This window comes from Methanophagales archaeon, assembly GCA_021159465.1.
Taxonomy (GTDB): Archaea; Halobacteriota; Syntropharchaeia; order Alkanophagales; family Methanospirareceae; genus G60ANME1.
This window is the reverse complement of sequence record JAGGRR010000022.1, coordinates 1-1,299: the sequence shown is the minus strand read 5'-3', so window position 1 is coordinate 1,299 and position 1,299 is coordinate 1. Positions and strand designations below refer to the sequence as shown.

The window sequence follows — 1,299 nt, the reverse complement described above, 5'->3', positions numbered from 1 at the left end:
GTGTCTATTTCCTCTACGTCTTCTGTCAATCCTTCTTCCATTTCTCCACCAATGGCATCAATAAAGGATTTATATCGCATCACCTTTCCTCCTCATCCTCATACTCAACTGCAGTCAAACTGAAAAGTAAATCGCGACTTTGCGGCAGTATAATGTCATCATCAAAAGCATGTCGGACATTCCCGTAATAGGGACTAAAAGTCAAGGGTATAGGGTAGGCATAAATAACGAAGCAATCTGGTTGTATGCAAGCCGTAATTATTATAGAAGCAATCACGGCAATCAAAATTGCTGACATCTAATTCATCACGAATTGAATAACTCACGATGAGAAATCTGTTCTTATCAAGCGCTCTGGATAGCCTGTTTAGTTCCGTGCTCTTACCACATACCCGGAATCCAAGGAAGAGGTATTTTTTTAGCATTTTTTGCGTCTGCGTTCTCTGGTCTCTCAACATAAAAATTCCCGAACTCCTCTTCCGTCTTTAGTGGTTCCACAACAAAGTTGTTGTATGCTTCGATTAGATTCGTAGCTTTTGGCATTTTAATCTCTTCTTAATGTTATCCTTTAGGAGGCTGTCTCCCAAATAATTATTAGCACGGACACTTAAAGTTAGCCATTAGATGTAGTCGCAAGAAGTTCCCTGTTTTAGAAGCCAAATTAGCTACTAACATCCGAATCGTACCGATGACCGGCACATTCCTATTCAATTTACCACAAATTACCTTCATATTGCGAGCGTACATACATACCAGATTATGCTCTACCTACCCTGACCTTCTCTATTAACGGGGTTTTTCCATGTCTTATATCTTCACACTTTACAGCGTTTTATATATCCTCCATCTAACCTCTGATTTGTTCTTGTCTTCATATTCATATATCAACCGAAATCGTGATCTATCCTCAAATGCACTATAATTGAGCTCAAAGTGGTTGTCATTAGCAAAAGCCCTCTCATAGGGTCCTATACAGACGTAATCAATCTCATAATCCTTGATAAGCTGGTAGTTGCCCTTGTACATCTCAATCTCATCACTCTTCACTTTCATTATCCGCGTCCAGTTCAACCCGTGCGACCACAGCCAACCTTCATAGCCCATCACTCGCTGTCTGCCCCCCAATGCCGTTATCGGATGATTATGTGCACTACCAGTTAAGAACAGCCCATCAGGCACGGTATTATCACGTACCCAGTCCGCTATCTCCCTCTCACCCCCTGACCATATCCTATAATCATATTTCATCATTCCCACATGGGTTATCACACCAAAAAGGGTGCATGCAATGAGCAATAC

General features: G+C 41.3%; 3 protein-coding genes. All 3 read right to left on the bottom strand.

Annotation, left to right across the window (positions count from 1 at the left end):
- Positions 1-79: 79 nt before the first annotated feature.
- Positions 80-298 carry a hypothetical protein gene (locus J7J01_01145; GenBank protein MCD6209498.1) on the bottom strand — a complete coding sequence of 73 codons (219 nt, stop codon included), beginning with the start codon at positions 296-298 and terminating at the stop codon, positions 80-82.
- A gap of 83 nt (positions 299-381) precedes the next feature.
- Positions 382-543 (bottom strand): hypothetical protein, encoded by a 162-nt coding sequence (locus J7J01_01140; GenBank protein ID MCD6209497.1) that lies wholly within the window; start codon positions 541-543, stop codon positions 382-384.
- A gap of 279 nt (positions 544-822) precedes the next feature.
- The coding region (locus J7J01_01135; protein MCD6209496.1) for a hypothetical protein at positions 823-1,299 on the bottom strand (477 nt) is incomplete at its 5' end.

Bases quoted from the DNA above. Each gene is read 5' to 3' on its own strand.
- J7J01_01140 (MCD6209497.1), bottom strand. From the start codon at position 543: ATGCCAAAAGCTACGAATCTAATCGAAGCATACAACAACTTTGTTGTG.
- J7J01_01145 (MCD6209498.1), bottom strand. From the start codon at position 298: ATGTCAGCAATTTTGATTGCCGTGATTGCTTCTATAATAATTACGGCT.